20 protein-coding genes are annotated in these 22,441 nt (G+C 55.0%); 12 read left to right on the plus strand and 8 right to left on the minus strand.

What is annotated here, in order from left to right:
- Positions 1 to 70 precede the first annotated feature (70 nt).
- Positions 71 to 1,069: a LysR family transcriptional regulator ArgP gene (locus CKW38_RS14875; RefSeq protein WP_007911875.1), complete on the minus strand. Its 999-nt coding sequence runs from the start codon at positions 1,067 to 1,069 to the stop codon at positions 71 to 73.
- A 317-nt stretch (positions 1,070 to 1,386) separates the two neighbouring features.
- Here CKW38_RS14875 and CKW38_RS14880 point away from each other — a divergent pair, with 317 nt between their 5' ends.
- From CKW38_RS14880 to CKW38_RS14910, 7 genes are all read left to right on the plus strand, one after another.
- Positions 1,387 to 2,304, plus strand: a complete 918-nt coding sequence (locus CKW38_RS14880; protein ID WP_095113130.1) for a fatty acid desaturase — start codon at positions 1,387 to 1,389, stop codon at positions 2,302 to 2,304.
- A 102-nt stretch (positions 2,305 to 2,406) separates the two neighbouring features.
- The gene (locus CKW38_RS14885; protein ID WP_095113131.1) at positions 2,407 to 3,330 is read left to right on the plus strand and encodes an iron-containing redox enzyme family protein; all 924 of its coding nucleotides are present in this window, start codon (positions 2,407 to 2,409) and stop codon (positions 3,328 to 3,330) included.
- Between the two features lie 16 nt (positions 3,331 to 3,346).
- Positions 3,347 to 4,069, plus strand: coding sequence for a 2OG-Fe dioxygenase family protein (locus tag CKW38_RS14890; protein WP_007911880.1), 723 nt, complete (start codon positions 3,347 to 3,349; stop codon positions 4,067 to 4,069).
- A gap of 45 nt (positions 4,070 to 4,114) precedes the next feature.
- On the plus strand, positions 4,115 to 4,558 hold the full coding sequence (locus tag CKW38_RS14895) for a GNAT family N-acetyltransferase (RefSeq protein WP_007949985.1): 444 nt from the start codon (positions 4,115 to 4,117) through the stop codon (positions 4,556 to 4,558).
- Positions 4,559 to 4,574: 16 nt separating this feature from the next.
- Entirely contained in the window at positions 4,575 to 5,429 is an 855-nt protein-coding gene (locus CKW38_RS14900) for a ThiF family adenylyltransferase (RefSeq protein WP_007949984.1), read from the plus strand.
- A 74-nt stretch (positions 5,430 to 5,503) separates the two neighbouring features.
- On the plus strand, positions 5,504 to 6,439 hold the full coding sequence (gene argC, locus CKW38_RS14905) for an N-acetyl-gamma-glutamyl-phosphate reductase (RefSeq protein ID WP_007949983.1): 936 nt from the start codon (positions 5,504 to 5,506) through the stop codon (positions 6,437 to 6,439).
- 292 nt (positions 6,440 to 6,731) lie between these two features.
- Positions 6,732 to 7,175: a DUF3291 domain-containing protein gene (locus tag CKW38_RS14910; protein ID WP_095113132.1), complete on the plus strand. Its 444-nt coding sequence runs from the start codon at positions 6,732 to 6,734 to the stop codon at positions 7,173 to 7,175.
- Between the two features lie 126 nt (positions 7,176 to 7,301).
- Here the strand turns inward: CKW38_RS14910 and gyrB are convergent, their stop codons facing one another.
- From gyrB to dnaA, 4 genes are read right to left on the minus strand one after another with little or no spacing between them, the layout of a single operon-like run.
- Positions 7,302 to 9,719, minus strand: a complete 2,418-nt coding sequence (gene gyrB / locus CKW38_RS14915; protein ID WP_007911885.1) for a DNA topoisomerase (ATP-hydrolyzing) subunit B — start codon at positions 9,717 to 9,719, stop codon at positions 7,302 to 7,304.
- Positions 9,720 to 9,724: 5 nt separating this feature from the next.
- Positions 9,725 to 10,828 carry a DNA replication/repair protein RecF gene (gene recF / locus CKW38_RS14920; protein ID WP_007911886.1) on the minus strand — a complete coding sequence of 368 codons (1,104 nt, stop codon included), beginning with the start codon at positions 10,826 to 10,828 and terminating at the stop codon, positions 9,725 to 9,727.
- Between the two features lie 14 nt (positions 10,829 to 10,842).
- Positions 10,843 to 11,946 (minus strand): DNA polymerase III subunit beta, encoded by a 1,104-nt coding sequence (gene dnaN, locus CKW38_RS14925; RefSeq protein WP_007911887.1) that lies wholly within the window; start codon positions 11,944 to 11,946, stop codon positions 10,843 to 10,845.
- A gap of 39 nt (positions 11,947 to 11,985) precedes the next feature.
- Entirely contained in the window at positions 11,986 to 13,515 is a 1,530-nt protein-coding gene (dnaA, locus tag CKW38_RS14930; RefSeq protein ID WP_095113133.1) for a chromosomal replication initiator protein DnaA, read from the minus strand.
- A 567-nt stretch (positions 13,516 to 14,082) separates the two neighbouring features.
- Between dnaA and rpmH the strand changes: the two genes are divergently transcribed.
- From rpmH to mnmE, 5 genes are all read left to right on the plus strand, one after another.
- Positions 14,083 to 14,217 (plus strand): 50S ribosomal protein L34, encoded by a 135-nt coding sequence (gene rpmH, locus CKW38_RS14935; RefSeq protein WP_003213577.1) that lies wholly within the window; start codon positions 14,083 to 14,085, stop codon positions 14,215 to 14,217.
- Positions 14,218 to 14,233: 16 nt separating this feature from the next.
- Positions 14,234 to 14,635 carry a ribonuclease P protein component gene (gene rnpA, locus CKW38_RS14940; RefSeq protein WP_042704971.1) on the plus strand — a complete coding sequence of 134 codons (402 nt, stop codon included), beginning with the start codon at positions 14,234 to 14,236 and terminating at the stop codon, positions 14,633 to 14,635.
- Positions 14,628 to 14,873, plus strand: a complete 246-nt coding sequence (gene yidD, locus CKW38_RS14945; protein ID WP_077430980.1) for a membrane protein insertion efficiency factor YidD — start codon at positions 14,628 to 14,630, stop codon at positions 14,871 to 14,873. Before rnpA ends, yidD begins: the two co-directional genes overlap by 8 nt.
- Positions 14,874 to 14,875: 2 nt before the next feature.
- On the plus strand, positions 14,876 to 16,558 hold the full coding sequence (gene yidC, locus CKW38_RS14950) for a membrane protein insertase YidC (protein ID WP_095113134.1): 1,683 nt from the start codon (positions 14,876 to 14,878) through the stop codon (positions 16,556 to 16,558).
- 81 nt (positions 16,559 to 16,639) lie between these two features.
- Entirely contained in the window at positions 16,640 to 18,010 is a 1,371-nt protein-coding gene (mnmE, locus tag CKW38_RS14955; RefSeq protein WP_007911892.1) for a tRNA uridine-5-carboxymethylaminomethyl(34) synthesis GTPase MnmE, read from the plus strand.
- Between the two features lie 43 nt (positions 18,011 to 18,053).
- Here the strand turns inward: mnmE and CKW38_RS14960 are convergent, their stop codons facing one another.
- The 3 genes from CKW38_RS14960 to CKW38_RS14970 all read right to left on the minus strand — a co-directional run bounded on the left by CKW38_RS14960 (position 18,054) and on the right by CKW38_RS14970 (position 22,062).
- Positions 18,054 to 20,489: a TonB-dependent siderophore receptor gene (locus CKW38_RS14960; RefSeq protein WP_095113135.1), complete on the minus strand. Its 2,436-nt coding sequence runs from the start codon at positions 20,487 to 20,489 to the stop codon at positions 18,054 to 18,056.
- Positions 20,490 to 20,608: 119 nt separating this feature from the next.
- Positions 20,609 to 21,556 (minus strand): FecR domain-containing protein, encoded by a 948-nt coding sequence (locus CKW38_RS14965; RefSeq protein ID WP_095113136.1) that lies wholly within the window; start codon positions 21,554 to 21,556, stop codon positions 20,609 to 20,611.
- On the minus strand, positions 21,556 to 22,062 hold the full coding sequence (locus CKW38_RS14970) for a sigma-70 family RNA polymerase sigma factor (protein WP_095113137.1): 507 nt from the start codon (positions 22,060 to 22,062) through the stop codon (positions 21,556 to 21,558). The genes CKW38_RS14965 and CKW38_RS14970 overlap by 1 nt, the downstream gene beginning before the upstream one ends.
- Positions 22,063 to 22,441 lie beyond the last annotated feature (379 nt).

Consider the following 22,441-nt stretch of genomic DNA (forward strand, 5'->3'; position numbering starts at 1 on the left):
GCTGAGCCGAAACTGTCAGGGGGCGCGTTATCCCCACCTGACAGTCCTGTTTCAGTTCAACACAACGTTCTTATACTTTGCTGCTCATCGTCAGACAGGAATGACTGTCGTGCTCAGTGGGCATCGGGAAACGTGGCTGATGAATGGAAGCGATATGGCGAGGAATGTTTGCCAGGGAATCCAGCGGCACCAACCATCGTTTTGATGATTGCGCGAGATGTTCGGTCAGCTTGCCCAACAACTCGCCACTATTGCGCCAATGGTGCCAGTACAACGGCACATCGGTTGGCTTGTCGGGTATCAACTCGACCAGCAAGCCACGCTGCAGATGATCGAGAATCTGCAACTCCGGAACCAGACCCCAACCCAATCCGGCCTCTGTCAGTCGTATAAATCCTTCTGATGACGGACAGAAATGGTGCTCGAAACTTCCGAGCACGCCCAAGGCTGCGAGATAACGGTGCTGCAGAAAATCGTCGGGGCCAAACACCAGCGCCGGCGTGCGGGCAATCAACTGGGCATTGATACCGTTCGGAAAATGTCGGGCGATAAACTCCGGACTCGCCACTGCGCGGTAGCGCATGGCACCGAGCAACAGACTGCGCGCCCCCGCCATTGGCCGTTCAGTGGCACACACACAGGCCGCCACCTCACCAGCACGCATACGCCTGAGACTGACCGCTTGATCCTCGACGACCAGATCCAGCAACAAATTCTGCTCGGCGCAAAAATCGCCCACTGATCGCGCCCACCATGTCGCCAGGCTGTCAGCGTTCAGGGCGACACGCAGGCGTTCCGGGGACCCGTCTTCATCCAGAGAAGGCACGTGACTCTGAAGATCGCGCTCAAGTAACCGCACCTGCTGAACATGATAAAGCAGCCGCCGCCCTATCTCGGTTGGCACCGGTGGCGTCACGCGCACTAACACCGGACGGCCGACCCTGGCCTCCAATAGCTTGATTCGCTGTGACACTGCGGGTTGGGACAGACCAAGAACCTGGGCTGCTCGTTCGAAGCCTCCCTGTTCAATGACCGCAGAGAGAGCAGAAAGCAATTTGTAATCAAACATCCGTTTTCCTTATGGGTGATCAACAATATCTTTTTTACTTCGAAGCGGAATCTATTGAGAATCGATACTGCAGGCACAACCGTTAGATCCCTCACAGTTGTACTGCGCGCGATTGCTTGGCGTTATTGCCATTCATCAAACTTGATGTATTTCAGAAGCACCCGAGCTGAACAATTAAACATTCAAACCGGAGGTATTAGTTAACACCAGAGCCTGTAAAAGGTACACATAATGGAATGATTAAAAATCAACTCGATAGCTTGCCTAACGATTAGAAAATATCAGCGAAATTCTTGTTCAGTTCGACGGAGTGAGTTGTGCAGAGAACTACATTTACTAATGCCAATCGATTGGCATTGGCCGATATTCAGAGCAGGTCCAGCGATGTAACGTTTGCACTGAAATTTGCAATCTACTTAGCGCTGATTGTAACCGGTGGTTGTCTGGCACTGAGTGGTCATCCATGGGAAATCGCCATAGGCGTCATTCTTCTTGGATCAATGTTCGCCCATGGCGTGGAACTTCAACATCAAGTCCTGCACTCACAGGGATTCCGGAATAAAAAGCTTAACGAGCTGTTCGGCATACTGCTCGGTCTGCCAATGTTGGTTTCATTTGCTGATTACAAAGCCAGCCATATGCACCACCATCGTTACCTGGGCACTCCGGAAAATCGGGAGTTCTTTGATTACGGTGATCAATATGGTGAGTTATCCCTTCGTTCCATCAGCGCGCTATTAACCAGACTTTTGATGGTTTCGCACTACCCACGTTTTTTCAAAAATGTGTTCATTGCGTTTAGCTCGCAGTACCAAAACGTTTCCAGCAACGTTTCCAAACGGATCAAGCGAGATCATCTTTCGATGGTATTGATGATTGCGTTATTGGGTTTGGTCTCCTTTCAGTTCGGTTATGAAATCATCGTCTATCTGTGGATTATTCCGCTCATGTTTGTCGCGGCTCCGGTACACGCCCTGATTGAGATGCCAGAGCATTTCCGTTGCGCAACGGATTCGACAGACCCCTACGAAAACACCAGAACCATCAAAAGCAACGCATTCATGAACTGGTTCACCAACGGCAATAACTACCACGTTGAGCATCATCTGATGCCCGGATTGCCTATTGACCGTCTGCACGACCTGCACGAAAAAATTCATGAAAACTGCCGTTACCTGGAAGTCTCCTATAAAAGTTTTTACTTGGGACTGCTCCGCTCAATGCGCAAAAGCTGACCCGCGCAGCGCCTGTTGCAAGACTGAACGCTAACTCCGACGGGGCGTGGCACGTGCTCGCGTCTGGCGACTGCTCGCCCCTGGTAAAGCAAAGGAACTGAAATGACTCTACAAGATCGTTCCACGGATCAGACGACCACGCCGCCGTCGACCATAAACTCGCTATCGGAACAGACCGCGCTCAACTCGTTTTATCTTCGTGAACTGGCCGAACCAAGCGCTTACAAAATGGCGCCGATTCACCACGAATATACGCGCACCCATAGACTGGAAGATGAATGGAACGCCTACGAAGAAAGTCGTCTCGATAAAACCCGGTTGCCAAAGAACGCTGCCGAGTTTTTGAAGTGGTACACCCGCCTGCATTCGACTCATCGCGATGAGGTTTCAGCGTTTTTCACTTGGCTGGCTGAAGAGTCGACGCTTGAAGAACTGAGCTTTTACATCGCCATGGAAGAGCAGGTCGACGGTCGCTTCGATGACGTCATCGCCCTGGCACAATTGGGCATGACAGGCGATATGAAGTTGGCGCTTGCGGAAAACTACTGGGACGAAATGGGCCTGGGTACGCTATCCGAAATGCATACCGTGCTGTTCCGTAAATCCGCAGCAACACTGCACGAACTCATCGGCCCCCAGGCCCGCGTTCAACAAGCGCCGGCGGAGGCCCTGAAGAACGGCAATCTGCTGCTGATGTACGCACTACGGCGCCAGTATCACCCTCGTCTACTGGGCGCACTGGCGATTCTTGAACACACTGCGCCCTACCGGTTCTCCCGAACAGTCAAGGCCATGCGTCGTCTGCACATGCCCGAAGACGTCATCTATTACCACGACATGCATATAAAGATTGATGCCAATCACGGCAAGCAACTTCTCTATCGCGTGCTGATGCCATTGGCGAAGTCATGCCCTGAAGCCATTGAAGAAATGTGTATCGGCTGCCTGATCCGATACAACGTAGCCGTCGACTATTACAAAAGCATCGAACTGGCTATGAAAAACAACAAAGCGCTGTTGACGTGATACTTAGAGAACTCTTATGAAAAGCAATCTTGCCAATACTGAGCCACAGACTGTCTGGGCACTCAACAACAGCCGATTTGTTGCAGGGCACTCCGCTGAACTGCTGGGTGTGGATTTTTCCGAGATGCCCGAGTGGGCGCAATTTCAGGGTTATTGGGAAAACCTCGAACTTGATCGTTACATGAACGATGGAGGCATGTACCGCTATCGCCGTTTCGGTAAATTCAAGTGGTATGCGAACGGCAATCGCCTGGAGCAGCAGCCCCATGTACCGTATTCCCAACCGGAGTATTTCAATCCGCTGAACGGTGGCATCGACCGGCACTTCGCCCCCGTCACTGCGGAGATGGCCGACAATGAAGTGCTGAAGAAGCTTCTACTGAAACTCGCCAACACCTTCAGTGAAATCGAAGATGTCCAAGGCTGGAAGATCAACACCTATTTCAATCGTATCCTCGCCACTCCAGACATGACGGGATTGCCGGTACCCGAAGGCAAACATCGGGATGGGGTGAAATTCAGTTGCCTGTTCATGGCCGACAGAAGTGGTGTAGTCGGAGGCGAAACGACCCTGGTCGATATCATGCACCAGCAGCCTATTTATGTGGGCACGCTGGAGAAGCCTTGTCAGGCACTGTTGTTCAGGGATGACACGGTTTTTCACGATACGACAGCCATTCAGATCTGTAATGGAGCTGACAGCGGTTATCGCGATCTGCTGGTTATCGAGTTCCACTGACCGTTCTCGTCCAGTCTTTTAAACGTGTCTGGGTGAGGGGGTTGCATGCACAAGGCTGAACGTATGGAGACGGCAGTGACGATCAGGGTTATGCAGAATTATGAATTGCCCATGACGCTGGCGTTGCTGTCGACTTTTTATCCGGATTTGAATAAAGACCTGCTGTTAGAACGATTGGAAACTGTCGCCAAGTTGAATTGGCAGTGTGTCGGGGTATTCGCAGGAACCGAGTTGGTGGGCCTGACCGGCTATTGGCTGAATACCCGGATTTACTGCGGCAAATATTTATATATCGATCATTTCATCATCAAGCCGGGAAACCGATCTCGTGGAGTGGGGGCACAACTGCTCAGCTACGTAAGAGCCTTGGCCGATCATTACCAGTGTGAACAGGTCTGCCTTGATACATTCGTTAGCAATTCGATGGCGCAGTCTTTCTGGACCCGACACGGTTTCTCAATCGTTGGTTTTCACTACGTCGCCAAATAAATACAAGGAGCGTTATATGCAAAATGAATATTCCCGCGAAGTCATTTACAGTCGAATGATCGGCTTGATCAGCCAGGAAGAACTGGCACTGTTAGCCAGCAAGACAATTGCAGTTCCAGGATGCGGCGGTGTCGGATATACCCACGCGGAGACACTGGTACGCATGGGCGTTGGCGGAATCAAAATTGCTGATTTCGACACCTTCGGACCAGAGAACTTCAACCGCCAATTTGGCGCAACGACTCATACAGTCGGACTGAAGAAGGCCGATGTCCTGCGTGAGCGTCTGTTGTCGATCAATCCGGCCTTGCGCATTGAACAGTACAACGGGGTGAGCGCTGAAACAGTCGATGACTTTTTGACCGGTGTGGACATGTTATGCGACGCCATGGACTACTTCGTGATTGAGCCGCGAATTCAGATGTACCAAAAGGCGCGGGAACTGGGTATCCCGGCGGTCGTTTCCTGCCCTATAGGCTTTGGCGGAACGTTGCATCACTTCCATCCGGATTCGATGTCATTCGAAGAATATTTTGCGTTGACGCCCGATATGACTGAGACGGAGAAACTGATCAATTTCGGTATGGGCCTCGACCCGCTGCATTTGCACCGTGCCTATCTGGAAGATCCGAAGCTTGATTTCGAGGAACGTAAAGTTGCCTCTCTAAGCTCTGCCTGTTTATTAGCTACAACCCTGACCTCGACGTTTACCCTGGCCAAGTTGTTGAATCGGGAAATGTTCTTTAAACCAGTACCTTATGTATATCAAATTGACTTCATGGCGGGAAAGTTCGAAGAGACATTGGTCAGTGACGGGGTAGCAGGACTAAAAAACAGTATTTCAAATAAACCTGAAAAACTGTTTGCATAAAAACGTCACCCTGCGCAGCACAGTAAAGGTGTGATAAAGTTTCAAAACACTCATTATCGTGAATTTTCGTGAACATGAAGCCACTTATTTTTATCGACGGGGAAGCCGGTACGACTGGACTTCAGATACATTCGCGTCTGAACGGTCGCACGGATATTGAGCTTTTGCAGTTGCCCTATGCCGATCGCAAGGACCCGGTAAAAAGGGCTGAAGCACTTAACACCTGTGATGTCGCGATTCTCTGCCTGCCGGACGATGCCGCTGTTGAGGCGGTGTCGTTCATCGAGAATCCAAAGGTACGTGTACTTGATCCCAGCTCTGCCCATCGCACCACACCAGGTTGGGTGTATGGTCTGCCGGAACTGACTGCAGGTCAGGCTGACATCATCACGACAGCCAAGCGTGTATCCAATCCTGGCTGCTACCCGACAGGCGCCATCGCGCTGTTGCGTCCGCTGACGGAAGCCGGTGTGGTACCCAAGGACTACCCGGTGAATGTGCATGCCATTTCCGGGTATTCCGGTTCGGGCAAATCACTGATCGACGCCTATGAAATCCCGGATCATCCGCAACACACGGACGCTCCATACCGCGGTTATGGCTTGAGCCTTAACCATAAGCACGTCCCGGAGATGATGTCCGAGGCATTGCTGGATCATCGGCCGATCTTCACGCCTGGCTATGGCAAGTACCGCCAAGGCATCGTCTTGTACGTGCCGCTGCATTTGCGCTTGTTGCCCGCTGGCGCCTCGGTGCAACAGATCCACGCCTGCCTCAGCAACCATTACGCCAAATCCGAGTTCATCAAGGTTGTTCCGCTGGATCAGGTCAAGACCGTTACGCAACTGGACCCTGAATACCTGAATGACACCAATCGCCTGGACATCTATGTCTTCTCGGATGAGAAGTCAGGCCAGGTATTGCTTGCCGCGGTGTACGACAACCTCGGCAAGGGCGCATCAGGCGCCGCAGTACAGAACCTCAATTTGATGTTGAACGGTCAGGCCTGATTGCAAGCGAATCTCCCTGTCACTTGGCAAGCTCAATGGTGGCAGGGCAGATTCAAGCATTCACAGCTTACAGATGAGATGACATATTCATGCCTCCTCGCCGTTTAAAAAAATCATAGCTCACGGCATGTAACTTTAATAAAGCGCGTACTGACTTCTCGATAATTAATAGCCGTCTGATTACTGCAAAGTAACCTGGATGTTGGCGCTCGCCTGCAAATCCGCTCATAACTTCACTAGTAACTACACAAATTTTTAACAGCCTCTAGTCTTATTAAAGGATTAACAGTCAATGGCTATTCTCGCGCAGTTTGATCTGGTCAAACCAAAACATTTAAAATCTGATCCGCGCATGGACGGTTTTTATTCTTCTACCGCCTACGTAAATGGTCTAGCCGACGCGCATCCAGGCTTTATATGGCGGGAAGTTCAGGACAATCAACAGCTTCTCGATGAACTATGGGGAGAAGGGTATCTTTATACACTTTCGCTGTGGAAGAGCCCGGCGGCCTTGAAAGATTTCTTGTATAAAACACCGCACAACGACTTTCGTTTGAGAGGTGCGGAGTGGTTCCTGCCTATCAGCAAACCACGGGTTGTGATGTGGTGGGTGGATGAAGGTCATATTCCGACATTGTACGAAGCCCACCAGCGCTTGCAGTTGCTTTGGGAAATTGGACCTTCGCGCGAAGCGTTTGATTTGAAATCGAGTGAGTCCGCGATTGTTCTGAGTTGAACATTGCCTCGGCCCGCTCTAATGAATTCAGGGACCAGCGGTTTATTACTAAGAACACCCATAAAAAAGGCCCGCTGATGCGGGCCTTTTTTGTTTCGGCAACACACACCGAATTGCTTGCGCGGATCAGAAGTCCAGGTTGGACACCGCCAGCGCGTTACTCTCGATGAAGTCACGGCGAGGTTCGACCGCATCACCCATCAGGGTGTTGAAGATCTGGTCTGCGCCAATGGCGTCTTCGATGGTGACTTTCAGCATGCGGCGCACGCTTGGGTCCATGGTGGTTTCCCACAGCTGATCCGGGTTCATTTCCCCCAGACCTTTGTATCGCTGAATGGTGTGGCGCTTGGTGCTTTCAGCCATCAGCCAGTCCAAGGCTTCCTTGAACTCGGTGACCGCTTTCTTGCGTTCGCCACGCTGGATATAAGCGCCTTCGTCGAGCAGGGTGCTCAGTTGAGCGCCGAGGGTGACGACGGTTTTGTAGTCGTTGCTGCCGAAGAAGTCGCGGTTGAAGGTGACGTAGTTCGACAGGCCGTGGGAGATCAGTTCGACCTCTGGCAGCCACACGCCACGTTCACGATCTTCACGCAGGCTGGCCTTGTAGACCAGACCGGATTTTTCCACGGTGCGCAGACGCGCTTCGTATTGGGCCAGCCACTCTTGCATCGCTGCGTGGTCGCCGAGCTTTTCCAGGCTTACGGCCGGCAGGTAGATGAAGTGCTCGGTCAGCTCCTGCGGGTACAGGCGCGACAGACGCTTGAGAGTCTTCATCACCATGCGGAAGTCGTTAACCAGACGCTCGAGCGCTTCACCGGAAATGCCCGGGGCTTCTTCGTTCAGGTGCAGGCTCGCATCTTCCAGGGCCGACTGCGTCATGTACTCTTCCATGGCGTCGTCGTCTTTGATGTATTGCTCTTGCTTGCCTTTCTTGACCTTGTACAGCGGCGGCTGGGCGATGTAGATGTAGCCGCGCTCGATCAGCTCCGGCAACTGACGGAAGAAGAAGGTCAGCAGCAGGGTACGGATGTGCGAACCGTCGACGTCAGCATCGGTCATGATGATGATGTTGTGATAACGCAGCTTGTCGATGTTGTATTCGTCGCGACCGATACCGCAGCCCAGTGCGGTGATCAAGGTGCCCACTTCCTGGGAAGAGATCATCTTGTCGAAACGCGCTTTCTCGACGTTGAGGATCTTACCCTTCAACGGCAGGATCGCCTGAGTCTTGCGGTTACGTCCCTGCTTGGCAGAGCCGCCCGCGGAGTCACCTTCCACCAGGTACAGTTCGGACAGCGCCGGGTCTTTTTCCTGGCAGTCAGCGAGCTTGCCTGGCAGACCGGCGATGTCCAGCGCGCCTTTGCGGCGGGTCATCTCACGGGCCTTGCGCGCGGCTTCACGGGCACGAGCGGCGTCGATCATCTTGCCGACGACCAGTTTCGCTTCGTTCGGGTTTTCCAGGAGGAAGTCGGAGAAGTACTTGCCCATTTCCTGTTCGACCGCGGTCTTCACTTCGGAAGAGACCAGCTTGTCTTTGGTCTGCGAGCTGAACTTCGGATCCGGCACTTTCACCGAGATGATCGCAGTCAGGCCTTCACGGGCATCGTCACCGGTGGTGGCGACTTTGTGCTTCTTCGCCAGACCTTCCTGCTCGATGTAGTTGTTCAGGTTACGCGTCAGTGCCGAACGGAAGCCCACCAGGTGGGTACCGCCGTCGCGCTGCGGAATGTTGTTGGTGAAGCACAACAGGTTCTCGTTGAAGCTGTCGTTCCACTGCAGAGCGATTTCCACGCCGATGCCGTCTTCACGCTGGATGTTGAAGTGGAACACCTGGTTGACCGCAGTCTTGTTGGTGTTCAGGTATTCAACGAACGCACGCAGGCCGCCTTCGTACTTGAACAGCTCTTCCTTGCCGCTGCGCTCATCCTTGAGGACGATGCCGACACCGGAGTTGAGGAAGGACAGTTCACGAATGCGCTTGGCCAGGATGTCCCAGCTGAAGTGAATGTTCTTGAAGGTTTCGCTGGAAGCCTTGAAGTGGATCTGGGTACCGGTGGTTTCGCTGTCGCCAACGATGGCCATCGGTGCCTGAGGTACGCCGTGGACGTAGGTCTGTTCCCAGATCTTGCCGCTGCGGCGAACAGTCAGAACCAGCTCTTCGGACAGTGCGTTCACTACCGACACACCTACACCGTGCAGACCGCCGGATACCTTGTAGGAGTTGTCGTCGAACTTACCGCCAGCGTGGAGGACGGTCATGATGACCTCGGCCGCGGAAACGCCTTCCTCTTTGTGCACGTCTACCGGGATGCCACGGCCGTTGTCTTTAACGGTGATGGACTCATCCGGGTGGATGATGATGCTGATGTCGTCGCAGTGGCCGGCGAGGGCTTCGTCGATCGAGTTGTCGACCACCTCGAACACCATGTGGTGCAGACCGCTGCCATCGTCGGTGTCACCAATGTACATACCGGGACGTTTGCGTACGGCATCCAGGCCTTTCAGCACTTTAATGCTCGTTGAGTCGTACGTATTTTCTTCGCTCAATGCCTTCACTCCCGATGGTCGTGGGTCTGGGTGATACGGCCCTGTTCCACGTGGAACAGAGCGACTGGCGTTTCCGTCTGCCAGCCTTCCCTCAATAATTCGTGATCTACACAGGTGATGAACACCTGGCAGCGTAAGTCTTCCAGCAAGCGGCACAGCGCGCGACGGTGGCTCTCGTCCAGCTCGGACGGCAAGTCATCCACCAGATAAATACACTGACCGCGGCGGGCCTGGCTGACCAGATGCCCTTGGGCAATCCGCAGTGCACAGACCACCAACTTCTGCTGACCCCGGGACAAAATGTCCGCGGCGTTGTGTGCACCCAATCTAAGACGCAAATCAGCCCGTTGCGGTCCGGCCTGGGTATGACCCATTTGCTGATCCCGTTGCAGGGATCCGGCCAGTACGGCACTCAATTCCCGGTCTTTGTCCCAGCCTCGGTAATAGCTGAGCGTCAAACCTTCGAGCTCAACCAGTTCGCTCAAGGTTTGTTCAAAGACTGGTTTCAAGGCTTTGATGTAAGCGCGGCGGTATTCATCGATTTCAGCGCTGGCCTGGCACAGTTCCCTGTCCCAAACCGCTTGCGAAACGGCGTCAAGTGTACCATGCCGCAGCCAGGAGTTTCTCTGGCGCAAGGCCTTCTGCAAACGCTGCCAGGTGGCCATGAACCGCGGCTCGACGTGGAACACACCCCAATCGAGAAACTGCCGGCGAATCTTCGGCGCGCCTTCAAGCAGACGGAAGCTGTCGGGGTTGATCAACTGCAGCGGCAGGATCTCTGCCAGTTGCGCTGCGCTGCGGGCGTTCTGGCCGTCGATGCGTATCTGGAATTCGCCCTGACGGTCGCGCGAGATACCCAAAGCGCTATGCCCACCCTCGGCCAGTTCGACCTGACCGAACACGGTACAGGCGAGCTGCTCGTACTGGATGACCGGCAAAAGCCGCGTGCTACGAAACGAACGGGCAAGCCCCAGCAGATGAATGGCTTCCAGAACACTGGTTTTGCCGCTGCCGTTGGCGCCGTAAAGAATGTTGATGCGGGGGGAGGGGGAGAAGGTCACCGGGTGCAGATTGCGCACCGCGGTGACCGAAACACGACTTAAGGACATCCAGAGTCAGCTGATTACAGACGCATCGGCATGACAACGTAAGCCGAATCGTCGTTGTCCGACTCTTGCACCAGCGCACTGCTGTTGGAGTCGGACAGGATCAGGCGAACCTGCTCGGTGGTCATCACGCCCAGCACGTCGAGCAAGTAGCTCACGTTGAAGCCGATTTCCAGGGAGCCGCCGTTGTATTCAACGCCCACTTCTTCTTCCGCTTCTTCCTGCTCCGGGTTGTTGGCCTGGATCTTTAACTGACCGCTGGCCAGTTGCAGACGGATACCACGGTACTTCTCGTTGGACAGAATCGCGGTACGGCTGAACGCTTCGCGCAGCGCCTGACGATCGCCCAATACCAGCTTGTCGCCGCCCTTAGGTAGCACGCGCTCGTAGTCCGGGAATTTGCCGTCGACCAGTTTCGAGGTGAAGGTGAATTCGCCGGTGGTCGCGCGGATGTGGTGCTGACCCAGCACGATGCTGACATTGCCGTCCGGCTCGGTGAGCAGACGCGCCAGTTCGAGGATACCTTTGCGTGGCACGATCACCTGGTGACGATCCGGCTGGCCGATATCGGCTTTCATCGAGCACATGGCCAAACGGTGACCGTCGGTGGCCACAGCGCGGATGATGCCCTCGGACACTTCCAGCAACATGCCGTTGAGGTAGTAACGCACGTCCTGCTGAGCCATGGCGAAGCTGGTGCGTTCGATCAGGCGACGCAGTTTGCTTTGCTCGAGGCTGCAGGTCAGCGAACCCGGGCCTTCTTCAACGGTCGGGAAATCGTTGGCCGGCAAGGTCGACAGGGTGAAACGGCTACGGCCGGCTTTTACCACCAGCTTCTGCTCGTCGACCTTGATGTCGATCAGCGCGTCGTTGGGCAGGCTTTTGCAGATATCCATCAGCTTGCGCGCAGGCACGGTGATGGAACCTGTTTCTGCCGGCTCCTCGAGTTGCACACGACCGACCAGTTCGACCTCAAGATCGGTACCGGTCAGCGACAGTTGCTGGCCTTCGACTACCAACAGCACGTTGGACAGTACCGGCAAGGTCTGTCGACGCTCGACGACGCCTGCGACCAGTTGCAGGGGTTTCAACAGGGCTTCGCGTTGAATGGTGAAATGCATGGTCTAGTCCCTTGCCTTAATAAGCTGCGCTGGTGTTCATCAAGTGGTCAGTGTACGCAGCAGGTTCTTGTAGTCCTCGCGGATGTCCGCGTCGGATTCCTTAAGTTCGTTGATCTTGCGGCAGGCGTGCAACACGGTGGTGTGGTCACGGCCGCCAAACACATCGCCGATTTCCGGCAGGCTGTGGTTGGTCAGCTCCTTGGACAACGCCATGGCTACCTGACGCGGACGCGCTACCGAGCGCGAACGGCGCTTGGACAGCAGGTCCGAGATCTTGATCTTGTAGTACTCAGCGACGGTACGCTGAATGTTATCCACAGAGACCAGTTTGTCCTGCAACGCCAACAGGTCTTTCAGGGATTCGCGAATCAGCTCGATAGTGATGTCGCGGCCCATGAAGTGCGAGTGGGCGATCACGCGTTTCAACGCGCCTTCCAGCTCACGGACGTTGGAGCGAATACGCTGGGCAATGAAGAACGCGGCGTCGTGCGGCAAGTCGACTTTGGCCTGGTCGGCCTTCTTCATCAAGATCGCCACGCGCGTTTCCAGTTCCGGCGGCTCGACAGCAACCGTCAGGCCCCAGCCGAAGCGGGATTTGAGGCGCTCTTCAAGGCCTTCGATTTCTTTCGGGTAGCGGTCACTGGTGAGAATGACCTGCTGGCCACCTTCAAGCAGGGCGTTGAAAGTGTGGAAAAACTCTTCCTGCGAACGCTCCTTGCGAGCAAAGAACTGAATGTCGTCGATCAGCAAGGCATCCACCGAACGGTAGAAACGCTTGAACTCGTTGATCGCGTTCAGTTGCAGCGCCTTAACCATGTCGGCGACGAAACGCTCGGAATGCAGGTACACGACCTTGGCATTCGGGTTCTTCTTTAACAGGTGGTTACCCACCGCGTGCATCAAGTGGGTTTTACCCAGGCCGACGCCACCATAAAGGAACAGTGGGTTGTAGCCGTGCTTGGGGTTGTCCGCCACTTGCCAGGCCGCCGCGCGGGCGAGCTGGTTGGATTTACCTTCGACGAAGTTTTCGAAGGTGAAGGTGCGGTTCAGGTAACTGGTGTGCTTGAGCGCGCCTTCGACCTGCACGGTACGTTGTTCGGCGCGGACCGGGGCTTGCTGGGAAGCGGCACCGGACATCGGGTCGAAACTGTCGCGAGACGGTTCATCGCTGACTTCGGGGCTTTTCTGCGTCGAACGCTTGGCTGCCGGCGCTGACGTCTGGGTGGGTGCCAGCGTACTCACAGGCGTGGCATTTGCCTGGGCCTGCTGGGAAACCTGCGCGGCTGCAAGCGGCGCGTTCGGTGCGGCACGCGGAGCGGAACTGCGTTTGCTGCCTATTAATAAGGAGAGCGCTGGCGCCATGCCGTTGCCATGCTCATCCAGCAGCTCAAGGACACGACCCAGGTACTTTTCGTTGACCCAGTCCAGCACAAAACGGTTCGGTGCGTAGACGCGCAACTCGTCGCCTTCGGCTTCGACCTGTAGTGGACGGATCCAAGTGTTGAATTGTTGGGCAGGCAGCTCCTCGCGCAAAAGCTCCACGCACTGCTGCCAAAGTTCCACTGACACGGATATCCCCTAAGTTGAAAGCCGGTGAGGCAAAAACAAGCGGCCATTGTAGCGGCGAGCCGTCCACTTATCCACATGCAGGTTGCCCGGTGACCATGATTTATCAACGCGTTAACCGCTAAAAAAACGACCAACGGTGTGTGAATAAGCTCTGTGGATAACCGCCACTAAGGGCACTGGACAACTGGGGGTTGAACTCGGTGGATAACCTGCCTGTGGATAACGTGCCATTCCACACACAGGTTATCCGACAGTGCAGCACAGGCTGAACACGGTTTTCCACTGTAGTTGTCATTCTCTGTACATCACGTCAAACAAGGGCTAATGCCACTTATCCACAGAAGACGGTGTGCCTAGCTTTTATAAGCTTTACAGAAAAGCTTTAAATAATTCCCTTCTTTATTTTTATGTATGGCGAGCAGGTGATCGGGCAAAGAACACCTCGAGATCTATTTATAAGGAAACGTTGGTTGGAAATTGACCTGAAGGCTTGCTTTCTCTAGAATCCCCGGTCTCTTAAAACGGGGGCCATTCCGGCCCGTTGTGGACGAACCAGGTAACACGACAATGAAACGTACTTTCCAACCAAGCACTATCAAACGCGCTCGTACCCACGGTTTCCGTGCTCGCATGGCTACCAAGAACGGCCGCGCAGTCCTGTCGCGTCGTCGCGCCAAAGGTCGTGCGCGTCTGGCAGTTTGATAATCCGGTACTGGAGGTGAGTCAGGACTTCAGTCGGGAAAAGCGTCTGCTTACCCCCCGGCATTTCAAGGCAGTCTTTGACTCCCCTACCGGCAAGGTTCCGGGGAAAAATCTCCTGCTCCTTGCACGCAACAACGATCTTGATCACCCCCGTCTCGGGCTGGTTATCGGGAAAAAGAGCGTAAAGCTCTCCGTTGAGCGCAATCGCCTCAAACGTTTGATGCGCGAATCATTCCGTCTGCACCAGGATTCACTGGTCGGCTGGGATATCGTTATCGTCGCGCGCAAAGGTCTGGGCGATGTAGAAAACCCCGAATTGATTCAGCATTTCGGCAAACTCTGGAAGCGTCTTGCACGCAGCAAGCCCGTTCCAGAAGTCAAAACCGAAACTGTAGGGGTAGACAGTCCAGATGCGTAAACTGGCCCTCGTTCCGATCCAGTTTTATCGCTATGCCATTAGTCCTTTAATGGCCAACCACTGTCGTTTCTACCCCAGTTGTTCCTGCTACGCGTTAGAAGCCATCGAAAATCATGGCCTTCTGCGCGGTGGCTGGCTGGCCTTTCGTCGTTTAGGTCGCTGTCATCCGTGGAATCCCGGTGGTTATGACCCGGTTCCACCTATCCCTACCTCCCGTTCTTCTTCGATGGCCGAGTAATCATGGATATCAAACGCACGATCCTGATCGTCGCCCTGGCAATCGTGGCCTACGTTATGGTCCTTAAATGGAACCAGGACTATGGTCAGGCTGCCCTGCCGACTCAGAATGTTGCTTCCAGTACGACTACATCCGGTTTGCCGGACACCGCCACTGGCAATAATGCTGCCGCCAGTGACGATATTCCGCGCGCCGCTAGCGATACCAGCGCACCTGCCGAAACGCCGGTAGCCGCCAGCAAGGATCTGATCCAGATCAAAACCGACGTGCTCGATCTCGCGATCGATCCACAAGGTGGCGATGTCGCTCAACTGACCTTGCCTCTGTATCCACGTCGTCAGGATCGTCCTGATGTGCCGTTCCAACTGTTCGATAACGGTGGCGAACGTGTTTATCTGGCCCAAAGCGGTCTGATCGGCACCAATGGCCCGGATGCAAATCCGGCCGGTCGTCCGGCCTACTCTTCGGAGAAGAAGACTTATCAACTGGCTGACGGTCAGGACCAACTGGTCGTCGACCTGAAGTTCAGCAAGGACGGCGTCAACTACATCAAGCGTTTCACCCTGAAACGCGGCCTGTATGACGTAGCCGTTTCCTACATTGTGGATAACCAGAGCGCTCAGCCCTGGAACGGCGCAATGTTTGCTCAGTTGAAACGCGACAACAGCGCTGATCCTTCGTCCACTACTGCTACTGGCACCGCGACTTACCTGGGCGCCGCCCTGTGGACAAGTTCGGAGCCGTACAAGAAAGTGTCCATGAAGGACATGGACAAGGCGCAGCTGAAAGAAACCGTCACCGGTGGCTGGGTAGCCTGGCTGCAACACTACTTCGTGACCGCGTGGATTCCGGCCAAGGGCGAAAACAACATCGTCCAGACCCGTAAAGACAGCAAAGGCAACTACATCATCGGTTACACCGGTCCGACACTGACCGCTGCTCCGGGTGCCAAAGTTGAAACCAGCGCTGTGCTGTACGCCGGTCCGAAAAGCCAGGCTGTGCTGAAAGAGTTGTCCCCAGGTCTGGAACTGACCGTCGACTACGGCATTCTGTGGTTCATTGCCCAGCCAATCTTCTGGCTGCTGCAACACATCCACGCCATCGTCGGTAACTGGGGCTGGTCGATCATCTTCCTGACCATGCTGATCAAGGGTATTTTCTTCCCGCTGTCGGCTGCCAGCTACAAATCGATGGCGCGCATGCGTGCTGTCGCGCCGAAACTGGCTGCTCTGAAAGAGCAACATGGCGATGACCGGCAGAAAATGTCGCAAGCCATGATGGAGCTGTACAAGAAAGAGAAGATCAATCCGCTGGGCGGCTGCTTGCCGATCCTCGTGCAGATGCCGGTTTTCCTTTCGCTGTACTGGGTTCTGCTGGAAAGCGTGGAAATGCGCCAGGCACCGTTCATGCTGTGGATCACTGACCTGTCGATCAAGGATCCGTTCTTCATTCTGCCGATCATCATGGGTGCAACCATGTTCATCCAGCAGCAGCTGAACCCGACTCCTCCGGATCCGATGCAGGCGAAGGTCATGAAAATGATGCCAATCATCTTCACCTTCTTCTTCCTGTGGTTCCCGGCAGGTCTGGTGCTGTACTGGGTTGTGAACAACTGCCTGTCGATTGCACAACAGTGGTACATCACGCGTAAGATCGAAGCGGCGACGAAAAAAGCCGAGGCGTAACTTGCACTGTGGATAACACCACTCAAAACGCCCCCTAGTGGGGCGTTTTGCTATCTGCCACTTTTGTCTGGATTCCGGTTTATGAGCACACCTCGTGAAACCATCGCCGCCGTCGCCACCGCTCAGGGTCGCGGCGGTGTGGGCATCGTCCGTATTTCCGGGCCGCTGGCCAGTGTTGCAGCCAAAGCCATCAGCGGCCGTGAGCTGAAACCGCGTTACGCCCATTACGGGCCGTTTTTCAGTGACGACCAGCAAGTCCTGGACGAGGGCCTGGCCCTGTATTTCCCGGGACCGAACTCTTTCACCGGCGAAGACGTGCTGGAACTGCAAGGCCACGGCGGCCCGATCGTTCTGGATATGTTGCTCAAGCGTTGCCTGGAGTTGGGTTGCCGTTTGGCCCGTCCGGGTGAATTCAGTGAACGTGCTTTCCTCAATGACAAACTCGACCTGGCCCAGGCCGAGGCGATTGCCGATTTGATCGAGGCCAGTTCGGCACAGGCTGCGCGTAATGCCCTGCGCTCATTGCAGGGTGCATTTTCCCAACGTGTGCATAACTTGACCGAGCAGTTGATCGGTTTGCGTATCTACGTCGAAGCCGCCATCGACTTTCCGGAAGAGGAAATCGACTTCCTCGCCGATGGCCATGTGTTGAACATGCTCGACAAAGTGCGCAACGAGTTATCCACAGTACTGCGTGAAGCCGGGCAGGGCGCTTTGTTGCGCGATGGCATGACCGTGGTGATCGCCGGTCGTCCGAATGCCGGCAAGTCCAGCCTGTTGAATGCTTTGGCCGGTCGCGAAGCTGCCATCGTGACGGAGATTGCCGGCACCACGCGGGATATCCTGCGCGAACATATCCACATCGACGGCATGCCGTTGCATGTTGTCGATACTGCAGGGCTGCGTGATACCGATGATCATGTGGAAAAGATCGGTGTTGAACGGGCATTGAAGGCTATTGGTGAAGCCGATCGGGTGTTGCTGGTGGTCGATGCGACCGCTCCGGAAGCACTGGACCCGTTTGCATTGTGGCCGGAATTCCTCGAGACCCGTCCGGATCCGGCGAAAGTTACCCTGATCCGCAACAAAGCGGATCTGACGGGCGAAGCAATTGCCCTCGAAACCAGTGAAGACGGGCATGTGACGATCAGTCTGAGTGCCAAGTCGGCCGGTGAAGGGCTGGACTTGCTGCGTGACCATCTCAAAGCCTGCATGGGTTACGAGCAAACTTCGGAAAGCAGCTTCAGTGCACGTCGCCGCCATTTGGAGGCATTACGTCACGCCAGCGCCGCGTTGGAACACGGCCGCGCGCAACTGACATTGGCCGGCGCCGGCGAATTGCTCGCCGAAGATTTGCGTCAGGCCCAGCATTCTCTGGGTGAAATCACCGGGGCGTTCAGCTCCGATGATCTGCTGGGAAGGATCTTTTCCAGCTTCTGCATCGGCAAATAACAAAAGGGGCTGTGGAATATTTATCCACAGCCCCTTTTTTGCTTTACCAGTTGTAAGACACCGTCCCCAGCAAGGTGCGATCTTCGCCCCAATAACAACGACCAGCATCGTTGCATCCCGACACATATTCCTTGTCGAACAGGTTTTTCGCGTTCAGATCGACGCTCCAATTCGTATCGATCTGATAGCCGATCGCCGCATCCACCAACGTGACATCGCCGGCATCGAGCTTGCCGTACAGAGAAGGCGAGGTGTAGGCGAAGGCACTGTCGAAGTAACGCACACCACCGCCGACGTACAGGCCTTTCAAGTCGCCATCGAGGAATCGGTATTTCGTCCAGACCGAAGCCTGATTACGTGGCACTCCGGTCATTTGATGGCCTTTGACCAATGACGTCGCGGCATCTTTGGTAATCCGCGCATCGGTGTAGGTGTAGGCCGCTGTCACATTGAGGTTCTGGGTCAGATTGCTGTTCAGTTCCAGTTCCACACCTTTGGAACGGCTTTCGCCGACCTGGCGGTAGGTCGCTGTCGTCGAGTCGAAGTAGGTGTCGTCCTTTTTGCGCAGGTCGTACACCGAAGCGGTAAACGCAGTATCCCAGCCGATCGGTTCGTATTTCAGACCCACTTCGTATTGGCTGCTGGTGATCGGGTCGAGCGGTGCGCCGGCATTGGAAATCTGCTGCACCGGTACGAACGAGGTGGAATAGCTGACATACGGCGTCATGCCGTTGTCGAACTGGTACATCACGCCGCCCTGATAGGTGAACTTCTTGTCCTCGGAACTGATGTCGCTCGACTGGGCGACCTTGTCGCGGAAATCACTGTCGACCCAGTCCTGACGGACACCGAGCAGAAACAACCAATGGTCGTACTTGCTTTGGATCTGTGCATAAACACCTTTCATCTGTTGCTCGAGCAAGGTGTTTTGCACAGCAATCGGTGTCGTCGGGTCACGTAGGTACACCGGGTTATACACATCGATCGGCCCGACGATGCCAGCGTTCCAGTCCTGATTGAACGAGGTACGGTCGTAGCTGGCGCCGAACAACACGGTGTTCTCCAGACCGCCGACCTGGAACTTGCCTTCCAGCTGGTTATCCAGCGAGTACACCATCGACTTGTTGAAGCGATCGTACGCAGTCATGTTCAGGCGTGTGCCAAACCCGGCGTTGTTGAGGTTGCCCGGCCAGGTTTCGTGACGGGTAATGCGCGACTGCATGTAGCGCGAGTTCTGACGGAACTGCCAATCGTCGTTGAACGAGTGGCTGAACTCGTAACCGGTGCTCCAGGTTTCCCGTTCGAAAGTGTTCCAGTCCGGGTCGCCGAGCAGGGTGCCTTTGGATAACTTGCCGTTGGGGTTTGTCAGCAAAGTACCGGCCGCCGGTAGGCCAAGTTCCATGTTGGTGTGATCCTTCTGGTAGTTGGCCAGCAGAGTCAGCGTGTTGAAATCATCGAAATTCAGGGTCAGGGATGGCGCGATGTAGATCCGGTCGTCCGGGACATGATCGGTCTGGGTGTCCGACTTGCGCCCAAGCATCACCACCCGCCCGAGAACGTTGCCGCTGTCATTGAGTGGACCGGAGACATCGACGCCGATCTGCCGGCGATTGTTCGAGCCATAACCCAATTGCACTTCGCCCTGCGGTGCAGCGGTCGGACGTTTGCTAACAAGATTGACCAGACCGCCCGGTGCGTTTTCCCCATACAACAGAGAAGACGGGCCGCGGAAAATCTCGACCCGCTCAAGTCCGTAAGGCTCGGTGCTGGTGTCATAACGATTGCCCTGTACGCGTAGTCCATCGCGCAAAAGACCGTAGCCATAATCGGTAGCGTTGAAACCGCGAATGTAGAACAGGTCTCCAGCCAGACTGTCGCCGGCGGCAAAGGGTGGCGCGAAGATTCCCGGAACGTAGCCGAGTACTTCAGTGAGTGTCTGAGATTTCTGATCTTTCATGCGCTGGGCAGTGACGACGGACACGGAACGCGGTGTTTCCGACAATGGCGTACTGGTTTTCGTACCGATCCGGCTGTTCTGCGCTTTGTAACCGACGTCGGCGGCGTAATCCAGGTTCATCGGGTTGGCCAACTGACCGTTGATGTTGGTCGGGGCCAATTCCAGTGCGTCGCCGTTGGGCAGTGCCTGCAAAATGTAACTGCCCGGCGCCTGTGGTACGGCTTGCAACCCCGAGCCTTGCAGCAGTTGGGCGAAACCCTGATCGACGGTGAAATCGCCGTTCAAACCGGCACTGCGCAAACGACTGGTCTGTTGCGGCGAGAACGACAGGATTACATTCGCAGCGGAGGCGAACTGGCTCAAGGCATTGTCCAGCGGGCCGGCGGCAATGGCATAACGCTGGGCGACCGTTGCAGCGATCGCGTTATGGCTAATCACCAGGCAGGACGCAGCGCTGGTCATCAGTAGGCTGTAAGCAATGCAGTGGTAGGAAAAACGCTGACGAAACGTGGAAAGACGCATGTGTGGATTAGCCCTGAAGGTGGCAAAGAGCCGCGTTTATCGCGATTACCTGTAGGGCCGGGTCAGGGCAAAAAAAGATAACCCTGTTGTCGATTTATTTTCCCCAAGTGACATTTCGATCAAGCGCTGTGGCTGATCGAGACCCAGTAACGGGTGAAATAGCGCACGTCGATTGGCAGCGAAGCCTGAAGATTGGCCAGCACTGCATCGGTGGAGTCGAGCCGGAATGTGCCGGATACCCGCAGATTCCGCGCGCGGTTATCGCAGTGCAAAACACCGCGGCGATAGCGGGCCAATTCTTCAATCACGTCGCCCAAGCGTGCATTGAGCACAATCAACTGGCCATTGGTCCACGCCACTTCCGTGGATTTGAAGGGATGAGTGAGCCCGATGTGTCGACGATCAAAGTCGGCCCCTTCGCCTGCGTTCAGAATAATTGCGGCTGTTGATAGATCAGCAGGCTGAACGCTGATCCGGTCTTCCAGCACACCGACACGGGTAGACTCCGATAACTGATGTACGGAAAACCGGGTGCCCAGCGCTTGAATCCGGCCATCACGGGTGTCGACGAAAAAGGGCCGTTGATCGCCAAGTTTGCCGGTTTGAATCAGGATCTCGCCGGAGCGCAGGCGAATCAGCCGCTGCGTCGGATCAAAAGACACGTCAATGGCAGTGTCAGTGTTGAGCTGAATCTGACTGCCATCAGCCAATGTCAGGTTGCGACGCTGGCCAACGCCAGTTTTATAGTCGGACCAGACATTCCCCAGCGATGTGTGTTGCTGAACATTCCAGCCAACGAACCCCGTCCCCGCAGCGAGTAGCAACAACTTGAGCACCTGGCGTCGTTGCTGTCCGGTATTCAGGGCGCGACGTTTCAAATCAGGCGGCAACGTACCGAGGTGGCGCTGCAGTTGTTCCATCTGGTTCCATGCCGCCAGGTGCGCTGGATCACTGTCTATCCACAGCTGCCAGGCCTTCTGTTCGGCGAGCGTCGGCGGGTCCGCCTGAAACTGCACATACCAACTGGCGGCGGCTTCGAAAACCTGGCGATCGGGAGCGATGGCCATCAATGTTGCGCCATGATCAGGGCACATTCCGTCAGGGCACGGATCATGTGTTTCTTCACCGTGGTCAGCGAAACCTTTAGCTGCAGGGCGATCTGTTGATAAGTCCGGCCATCGATCTGCGACAGCATGAAAATCTGTTGGCTTCTGGGGCCGAGCCCCGCCAAGGCTTTATCCACAGCGACCAGAGTTTCGATGATCAGCGCCTTGTCTTCCTCGCTGATGGCGGTGGCTTGCGGTCGAGCTGCCACGGTCTGCAAATACGCAGCTTCGATAGCCTTCCTGCGATAACGATCGATCACCAGCCCGCGTGCAACAGTCGCCAGATAGTCCCGTGGTTCACGAATATGCGCGGCGTTGCGCGCCGCGAGAATCCGCACAAACGTGTCATGCGCTACATCGGCCGCATCGCAGGCGTCATGCAATTTGCCCTTGAGCCAGCCATATAGCCACGAATGGTGTTGCTCGTAGATTTGCTCGATCGCAGCAGTGTGGGCGGGTAGGGACATGGGGAAAAACTGATGAGTTAATGATAATGCCTATTATTAGCCCCTGTTACGTTCTCTCACAATAGCCCTCGCACTTCCCTCCATCGGCTTCTTTGTCGCCAGCGAACCCTCGCTGGCGTTTTTTTTTGCGCTGTGAAAAAGCCGTTGTATCGTTTTTCTGTGGATTAAGCCCTGTGAATAACTGCCACTAAGGGCAGTTGATAACAGGGCCTGAAAACTGGACATAACCGCCCCTGTGGATAAATACCCCTTTCATCCACAGGCTTAAACCGGTTATCCAAGGTCCTCATTGGCACATGGTCACAGGGTTTTGAATCTCTGTACATATTGAATATAAAGGCCTGTAGCGATCTATCCACAGAAACGTGCCTCAGTAAAA

It is taken from the genome of Pseudomonas sp. Irchel 3H7 (assembly GCF_900187605.1).
GTDB lineage: Bacteria > Pseudomonadota > Gammaproteobacteria > Pseudomonadales > Pseudomonadaceae > Aquipseudomonas.